6 protein-coding genes are annotated in these 8,919 nt (G+C 53.5%); 1 reads left to right on the top strand and 5 read right to left on the bottom strand.

Going from position 1 to position 8,919, the window contains the following annotated elements; translation table 11 throughout:
• Positions 1-520: 520 nt before the first annotated feature.
• From QZ305_RS11275 to pheS, 3 genes are all read right to left on the bottom strand, one after another.
• Positions 521-1,294 (bottom strand): AAC(3) family N-acetyltransferase, encoded by a 774-nt coding sequence (locus QZ305_RS11275; protein ID WP_294732056.1) that lies wholly within the window; start codon positions 1,292-1,294, stop codon positions 521-523.
• A 250-nt stretch (positions 1,295-1,544) separates the two neighbouring features.
• Entirely contained in the window at positions 1,545-3,932 is a 2,388-nt protein-coding gene (gene pheT, locus QZ305_RS11270) for a phenylalanine--tRNA ligase subunit beta (RefSeq protein ID WP_294732054.1), read from the bottom strand.
• Between the two features lie 9 nt (positions 3,933-3,941).
• Complete coding sequence (gene pheS, locus QZ305_RS11265) at positions 3,942-4,973, bottom strand: phenylalanine--tRNA ligase subunit alpha (protein WP_294732052.1); 1,032 nt, start codon at positions 4,971-4,973, stop codon at positions 3,942-3,944.
• A 516-nt stretch (positions 4,974-5,489) separates the two neighbouring features.
• Between pheS and QZ305_RS11260 the strand changes: the two genes are divergently transcribed.
• Positions 5,490-6,239 carry an RNA methyltransferase gene (locus QZ305_RS11260; protein WP_294732051.1) on the top strand — a complete coding sequence of 250 codons (750 nt, stop codon included), beginning with the start codon at positions 5,490-5,492 and terminating at the stop codon, positions 6,237-6,239.
• Positions 6,240-6,361: 122 nt separating this feature from the next.
• Here the strand turns inward: QZ305_RS11260 and rpiA are convergent, their stop codons facing one another.
• Positions 6,362-7,030: a ribose 5-phosphate isomerase A gene (gene rpiA / locus QZ305_RS11255; RefSeq protein ID WP_294732049.1), complete on the bottom strand. Its 669-nt coding sequence runs from the start codon at positions 7,028-7,030 to the stop codon at positions 6,362-6,364.
• 73 nt (positions 7,031-7,103) lie between these two features.
• Positions 7,104-8,378 (bottom strand): adenylosuccinate synthase, encoded by a 1,275-nt coding sequence (locus QZ305_RS11250; RefSeq protein ID WP_294732047.1) that lies wholly within the window; start codon positions 8,376-8,378, stop codon positions 7,104-7,106.
• Positions 8,379-8,919: the final 541 nt, after the last annotated feature.

Below are 8,919 nucleotides of genomic sequence, written 5' to 3'. Positions count from 1 at the left end.
TGTCCAGTTTTCAAAGAGCGTCGGCACCATACAGGTGCTTCCTTCAGCTGTGAGCTGTATCTGAAGCCCAAAGCCTGATAATCATCCCAAGTGAGCAGCCATCCTGTCAAGGACAACCAGCTCCCTCAGCACTTATATATCATAACTCGTCCGCAAGAGCTTGTCAACGACTTTTTTGAACTTTTTATTCATTCAATTCGATGACTCAGTTGATAAGTTCAACTGACTTGCGGCTCACTTATAATACCACAGTCACAGGAGAATGCAACCACTTTTTTGTTCTTTTTTGCATTTTTCTATCCTGTTTTACCAGTAAGTGCAAATTGGGACAGTTCGTGCAACTCTCCCGGCTTTCTCCCGAAGCCTCCCATCATTCAATGGAGACCTCACACATTCAATACAGGCACCCGCCATTCATCTGCAGCATCCACCCTTCCCATACAGCCTCCTTTTCCCCTTTCCTCATATCCGCCCCGGCCAGGACTGCCCACAGTCCGTATCACCAATCCATTTTGCAGCTTCAATTCTGTTGAGATTTCTTTGAATCGCGGCTGATTTTCCAGATTTCCAGTGTTTTCCAGGAGGGGCTGTACAAAGACATCACACAGGCTGGACCAGTGAGGGTCATCCGCTCTTCGCACTGGATCAGTTCCAGGATTTCCTCCAGCTTTCCCGGATCCGGTTTCCCCGTCAGATAGCTTTTTGCCAGATTCCGTTTAGGGCGATGCAGCCAGGCTTTCTGAATACTCACAATTTCCTGACCGGTGAGGTGTGCCACGGCCTGCAGCAGAAGACTTTCCTGCCATGGGCGGCCGAGCAGAAGACAGCAGGACATGGGATCGTCAAAAAACGCAAGTGCCGGTTCAAAGCTGACAGGAAAATCCAGAGGCTGTCTGATAGTCTCAGGCTGAGCAGTTCCCCAGATCACGAAGGAAAAAGCCGGATGTTCGGTCCGCCGGGCGCCAGGGATTCGCTGCAGGAGCATGGCTGTCTGCGGACATGGACTGACACCCGGGTCATATCCTGTCAGACTTCGCCGGTATCCGGCCCAGTTTTCATAACTGCAGGCTGGATCATGAACGGAAGCAGGATCCAGGGCTGTATCCGTAAAGGCAGGGACCATAATCAGTCCGGTTTCCGTGACGACTTCCATCAGCGCTTCCAGAATCGTCAGAATGCCGCCTGCTGTTTCAGATCCCATAATCTCATCCAGCTGAAGGAGAACCTGAAAACCGCGGCGGATGCCGCAGGACTCAAAGGTATCTTTCCAGTCATTTTTTGTGTAATAGTCCATATCAGAGATATTCTAGCACATCCCTGTATCCCCGTTGACGGCTCTTTCTCCTGTCCTCTCTGCAGGAATCCCGCCTCTTCACCGCCGGCTGCCGCAGTCTGCAAACGAAGGACCCGGTGGCTTGATCCGGCTGATGTGATACCGGTCTGTATATGAGCAACACAGGAAAAAGGGAGAACATCGGCAGTCTGCCTCGTTCTCCCTTCTGCTGATTCGAATTACGTCAGCTGACGGCAGCTGCGTGAACCGGTCAGCTTCTCAGCTTCGCACTGTGCTCTTTTTCCAGAGCCGACAGGACTTTGTCCATCACGGATCCGATTTCATCATCTGTCAGTGTCTTTTTGTCGGACTGGAACACCAGGCGCAGCGCCAGGCTCTTTTCATCTTCAGCCACATGTTCTCCCTGATAGACGTCAAAGATCTGTACATCCCGGATCACAGTTTCCTTATCCAGACGTCCCTGGCGCAGGACGGTTTCCTTCACTGCTGCTGCAGGAACATCCTGCTTCAGCACCAGGGCAATGTCCCTGTCTACTGCCGGATACTTGGAAACCGGCTTGAAGCGTACTTTGGATTTCTTCAGCTTCAGCACCCTGGTCATGTCCACTTCAGCCATGACCGTGCGTTCTTTGCCCCTGGAAGGATGAATCTCGCCTGCAACCCCAATTATATCCCGGCCAACCAAGATTCTGGCAGAGCGGTATGGATGGAAGAGATCGGAAATGGCATCTGCTTTAAAGCGGATTCTGGCTTCATCGATTCCCTGACGTTTCAGCCAGGCTTCCAGGATTCCTTTCGCGGTATAGAAATCCGCGGGAAGTGCCACGTGTGTCCACTCGCTGTTCTGCAGGTTCCCCTCGATGACAAACGCCAGCTGCCGGGTGCGGCTGGTGGCAGTCTCAATGTCGGAGATCTCAAAGAGAGCGATATCCTTCACTTTCCGGCTGCGGTTGTAGGCAGCGGCTTCCAGAAGACTGGGCAGAATGCCAGTCCGGATCCAGCGGCGCTGTTCCGACAGCGGCGATGCCAGCTCAATGGCATCTCCGGAGGTCAGAACGGCTTCCTCTTTCTTCTCTGTGGAAACCAGTGTGTAGGTCAGCGCTTCCTGGAATCCCAGCTCCGAGAACATCGTGCGGGTCATGCGGGTCATGCGCTGCATCGGATCCAGTTTTCCTTCTGTCATGGGCATTTCCGGCAGTGTGGATGGCAGACGGTCATATCCCAGCAGGCGGATGACTTCTTCCGACACATCCGCCATGCCTTCCATATCCGTGCGGCAGCTGGGAATCGTCACCCGGATGATTCCATTCTCCGTCACCGGAGAAAAGTGCAGTCTTTCCAGAACATCCACGACTTCCTCCAGCTTGAAATCCGTACCCAGCCGGTGATTGATTTCTTCCAGGGTGCAGGTGATTTCCCTGGGCTTGTACCCGTCGCTGCCGGCAATGACAGTGGCTTCGATGTCTGTGGCATCTGCATACTCTTTCAGGAGCTGAACTGCCCGGTCCATGGCTTTCTGCGCTGCCAGGGGTTCGATTCCCTTCTGATACCGCTGGCTGGCTTCCGTGTTCAGATTCAGACGCCGGGCGGTATTCCGGATCCGCACGTGATCGAAGAGAGCACATTCAATGATCAGTCCCCTGGTCGTATCCAGGATCTTGGAATCTTCCCCGCCCATGATACCGGCAATGCCAATGGGACGGCCCTGATTGGTGATCACCAGATCCTGCGGTTCCAGCTGATATGCAACGCCGTCCAGCGCTGTATACGATTCCCGAAAACCGTCTTTGACTGTGATCTCATGACCGGCAATGGCGTCGATGTCATAGAAATGCATCGGCTGTCCGGTTTCCAGCATGACGATATTCGAAATATCCACCACGTTGTTGATGGAATGCATCCCGGAAGCCCGCAGCAGTTCCTGCATCCATTTGGGAGAAGGCTTGATGGTGACAGACCCGATGACTTTTTCCATGAACAGGCTGCATCCTTCGGTTTCTGTCCGGCAGATGGCATCCGTGGGCTTTCCTTCATCCGCAGCGCCTTCAAACGCCGGCAAAGTCACCGGGCGGTTCAGAATGGCACCGGCTTCCGCTGCCATGTTGAAGGCTGCCAGACAGTCACTGCGGTTGGGTGTCAGACCGATTTCCAGGATCTCATCCCGGTATCCCAGATACTCCAGGGGATCTTCATGTCCCACCGGTGCATCCTGCGGCAGGATTTCGATGCCGTCGATCTGTTCCTGACAGAGCAGGTGCCGGTCCACACCCAGTTCGAACAGCGCGCAGATCATCCCGCAGGATTCCACACCCCGGATTTTGCCTGCCTTGATTTCCCCGCCGGGCAGTCTGGCACCGGGTCGGGCCACGATGACTTTCTGACCGGCAGCCACATTGGGGGCACCGCAGACGATGTTCAGAACTTCATCCCCGGTGTCCACTGTGGTCACATGCAGATGATCCGAATCCGGATGGGGTTCACAGGTCAGAACCTGTCCGATGACCAGACCCGTTCCCTGTCCCAGAATTTCGGTGCCTTCCACTTCAAAACCGGCAGCTGTGATTTTTTCCGCAAGTTCTTCCAGGCTTAGATCCGACAGATCCATATACTGGCTGAGCCATTTTCTTGAAATTCTCATGCTAGCCTCCTATTCAAACCGCCCGAACATGCTGGCGAAACGCTTGTCGTTGGTATAGAAATGCCGGATGTCATCAATGCCGTATTTCAGCATCGCCACCCGTTCAATGCCCACACCGAAGGCAAACCCCTGTGCCTTCGCCGGATCGTATCCGGCCATTTCCAGAACATGGGGATGAACTTCTCCGGCGCCGAGAATCTCAATCCATCCGGTATGCTTGCAGGTGGGACAGCCTTTGCCGCCGCAGACATGGCAGGTCACATCCACTTCCACGCTGGGCTCCGTGAAGGGGAAGTAACTGGGACGGAACCGGATTTCCCGGTCCTGGCCGAACATCTTCCTGGCCAGGAACTCCAGCGTTCCTTTGAGATCCGCCAGAGAAATATGCTCGCCGATGACCAGACCCTCCATCTGTGTGAACTGATGAGAGTGTGTTGCATCATCGTCATCCCGTCTGTAGACCTTTCCCGGACAGATGACTTTGATGTCCCGGGGGGCTTCTTCTTCCAGAACTTTCATCTGCAGTGCTGTGGTGTGAGTCCGGAGCAGATGTTCCGGATCAATGTACAGAGAGTCCTGCATGTCCCGGGCGGGATGATCCCTGGGAATGTTGGCCCGTTCAAAGCAGTACAGGTCTTCCACCACTTCCGGTCCTTCAATCACCTGATAACCCAGTCCCACAAACAGATCCTCCAGCTCCTGCTGCACCAGTGTCAGCGGGTGCAGCGATCCGGCAGCAGGCTGACGTCCGGGAAGCGTCACATCGATTTTTTCTCCGGCAATCCGGCGGTCCAGTTCCGCTTTCTCCAGCATCTCTTTTCTGGCATCCATCGCCGTCTGAAGTTCCTGTTTCAGGCCGTTCACTTTCTGACCATACGCCGGTTTTTCGGCTGCAGGCAGCGACTTCATGTTCTTCATCAGTGCCTGTACGGATCCTTTTTTGCCCAGATACCGGACACGAAGATCATTCAGGTCCGCCGTCGTGGCAGCCTGGCTGATTTCCTCCAGCGCTGTCTGCTGCAGCTTCTGCATTTCATCCATATTTCTCATCCTTTCTGCACAAAAAAACGACGAATGCAGGAACGGGCATAACCCGCGGTACCATCCTGCTTCGCCGTGCGCTCTCTTTCATGATAACCGTCTGATACGGAGGAGATTTGCTCCTGCTCCAGGGTGAATTCATCCTGCTTTCCCGCATCGGCTTTCCACCAGCTGCCGACTCTCTGTCCGGGGGTAAAGGATTACTATGTCCTGTCTTTGCTTTGGCTGTATTCGTGGAAGCCGGCGGTGAAACAGGCTTCCCGTTGCAAATATGTTTCATTATACAGAGATTGGATTTTTCCCGCAACCGGTTCCCGCTTCTGTCATGCAGCCGGATTAGTCAGCGGATCAGCTGTCAGGGTGTACATCCTGCTGCTCCTCTTTCCAACTTCCGGCTGTCCCCTCCCGCAGCAGGCCACCACCTACTGCGCTTTTGATGAATCGTCACCTCTTCATTCTGTTACCATTATGTCGTCAGCTGCGCCTGCCATTACGGAAAACAGCGAGGAGAATCACATGAAACGCATTGAATCCGCCAAAAACAATACAGTCAAAGAGCTGAGCAAGCTTCACCGGAAAAAGGAAAGGGACCGCCAGCAGCGGTTTCTGGTTGAAGGAGAGCACATGGTGCAGGAAGCACTGGAGGCCGGTCTTCTGGAAACTCTGTTCATTCTCGATACCCATGACATTCCCGACTGGGTCCCTGAATCCGCATCAGTGATCTGCACACAGCCGGTTCTGAACCGGCTCTCCCTGCAGGAATCCGATCCCTGGATCATCGGAGCAGTCCGCAAACCCAACTGCCATATACCCGCTGCGCTCCAGCGCGTCCTGCTGCTGGATGATGTACAGGATCCGGGAAATCTGGGAACGCTGATCCGCTCCGCCTGCAGCTTTGGAATCAGCGCTGTATACTGCACCAGTCACTGCGCCGATCCCTTTGGTCCCAAAGCCCTGCAGGCATCTCAGGGAGCCGTTTTCCACATTCCGGTACTGCCCTGCGATCCGGATACCCGGATCAGAGAGCTGAAACAGGACATGCCCGTCTTTGCCGCTGCCCTGCATCATGAAAGCATTCCCCTTGCGGATCTGAAAGCACCCAGCCGGTGGGCGCTGGTTCTGGGCAATGAAGGACAGGGAATCCGGGAAGAACTGATCCGGCTGTGCACAGATACGGTCTACATTGAAATGGACGCCTTTGAAAGCCTGAACGTGGCCGTGGCAGGTTCCATCCTGATGTACTGCCTTCGTCATCAGGCAATATGAAAGCCGCGGAAACCGGAACAATTTCCATACAACAGCAAAAAAGCCTTCCGCCGGCTGCGTCGCCTCAGCGAACACAGCCTCTGCGGAAGGCTTTTCATGTCTGATGACTGCAAATTTCTGACTCAGGGACGGTCTATGATCTGAACCGATCCATCCGGCTGAGCCACCACAGCCCGGGTGACCACATCCACAAACAGAGATGTATCCACCACACCCGGTATGGAGGAAATCGACTCGTTCAGCGCTGCAGGATCCTGCACAGAGCTGAATGCCGCATCCAGAATGGGATTGCCCTGATCTGTCATGACGCCTCCATCTTTTCCAGTGCCAGTCCGCCATGCCACCTGGGCCCCCATCTGCTCCAGTTTGGCTTTTACGAAACTGAAAGCTTCGGGAATGACTTCCACTGCCACCGGATACTCGAACGTCAGCTTCTGCACCAGCTTGGAACTGTCCACCAGAACCACATATTCCTTCGCCATCGCCGCCACGATCCGCTCCTGGGTGAGAATCGCACCTGCAGTTTTCTGCGCATTCAGAGAAGCATCCACCTGGTCACAGCCATCAAAGGCAATATCCAGAGCTGACGTCAGCCATGTTGGCACTACCGTAATCCCGTGGGATTTGCAAGCCAGAGCCGTCGCCATGCTCGGGGTCACAACCTTGATGTTTTCCAGATTTCCCATATTGATGAACTCAATCAGATACTGGATCGTTCTGCCACCGCCCAGTCCGATCGTCATGCCACTTCTGATCATCTTGTAAGCAGCTTCTGCGCATTCACGTCTCATAACAGTCCTCCTCCGGTAGATACACCGGCTCTTCTGCCCTTATCTTAGGCATAAAAAGACGGCTGTACCAAGATTATGACTCGCGATAAATATTGTTCTCCCGATCCGGTCCCACAGAAACCAGCGTTACAGGAACACCCACATACTCCTCAATAAACGAGATGTAGTCTCTGGCTTCCTGCGGCAGCTTGTCATACTCACGGATCTGTGTGATGTCTTCCTTCCATCCCGGAAGAGTTTTGTAAACCGGCTTTGCTCGGGCAACCAGCTCCTGATCCGAAGGAACATACGTGAAAACCTCTCCATCGATCTCATATCCGGTGCAGATCTTCAGCTCATCCAGGCCTGTGAGCACATCAATCTTCGTCAAAGTGATATCCGTCAGACCATTCAGCATCGCCGCATGTGCCACAACCATGAGATCAAGCCAGCCTGTCCGGCGGGGACGGCCTGTGGTTGCCCCATATTCTCCGCCCTGCCTGCGGATCCACTCGCCAGTCTCATCCTCCAGCTCCGTCACAAAAGGCCCTTCTCCCACACGCGTGGAATACGCCTTGACAACTCCGAATACCTGATTGATTCGGCTCGGTGCGATCCCGGCACCTTCCGTCACACCAGCACTCGTGGGACTGGAAGACGTCACATACGGATATGTACCATAGTTGATATCCAGCATGCAGGCCTGCGCCCCTTCAAACAGCACCGTTTTCCCTTCATCCAGTGCATTGTTCACCAGATGCGTGGTTTCCTTGATCATCGGCACAATCCGTCCGTGAATCTTTCTGAACTGCTCCGCCATTTCTTCATAATCCATCGGCGCAGCGCCGTATACCCCTGTAAAGAGACGGTTTTTGTGAGCCAGATTGGTTTTCAGTTTCTCCAGAAAAGAATCCAGATCCATGAATTCATGGAACCGCAGCCCCCGGCGGGCATATTTATCCGCATACGCCGGGCCGATTCCTCTTCCTGTGGTTCCGATTTTGTTTTCCTTCTCCGCTTCCTCCAGATGATCCTGATAGCGGTGATAAGGCATCAGGATGTGGGCACGGTCGGAAATGATGATGTGATCAGTGGACAATCCGCTTTTTTCCAGCGTCTCCATCTCCTCCAGCAGAACAAATGGATTGCACACCACACCCGGGCCAATCACACAGGTGCCTTCTTCATGCAGCACGCCGCTTGGCAGCAAATGCAGCACATGCTTGTTTCCATTTACAACAAGCGTATGACCTGCGTTGTCTCCTCCCTGGAATCTGACAACCATATCCGCCTGTTCCGCCAGAACATCCACGATTTTTCCTTTTCCTTCGTCACCCCACTGAGTGCCTACTACAACCTGACTGGGCATACTCTTTGCCTCCTTCGCATCCGGTGGTATCATATCGGATTTTTCAGCGTACCTCAACCTGTCCATCAATACGTCCTGACACGTATAATACAATTATTCTGCCGATGGGGCCTGCGGCCCTGGCCGGGGCCCGGGATCGGATGACTGTGCTGTCTGCATGTACTCCGAAATAAAAAAAACGGCACCCTTTCGGATACCGGCTTTCTCAGTGGCCATGTGTTATTTTTGCCTTCCGGCTATCGTCACCGCAAGAGAGCTTGACTTCTGTGTTCAAATCTGCCCCTTTACATAAAGGCTTTTTACCTCATTTGTCACTAGTTTGTCACTATTAAGTTGATAGGGGTTGTACAGTTGGATTTCGGATTTCTACCCTATTTATATGTACTCTGCCCAACTGACGTTAATTTGAGGCAGATGTTCAAATGGTGAGGCATTAAAAAACGCCCCGGGTTTCCCCGGGGTTTTGTTTATGCTTTTTCGTAAAGTGCCTTGATTCCGTAAGCACTTGCTGCCTGATGCTCAAGTCGACAACCGCGTTTAT

Source organism: uncultured Faecalibaculum sp., from assembly GCF_910588395.1.
Classification (GTDB): domain Bacteria; phylum Bacillota_I; class Bacilli_A; order Erysipelotrichales; family Erysipelotrichaceae; genus Faecalibaculum.
The sequence above is the reverse complement of the archived record's forward strand: the minus strand, read 5'-3'. Positions and strand labels throughout refer to the sequence as shown.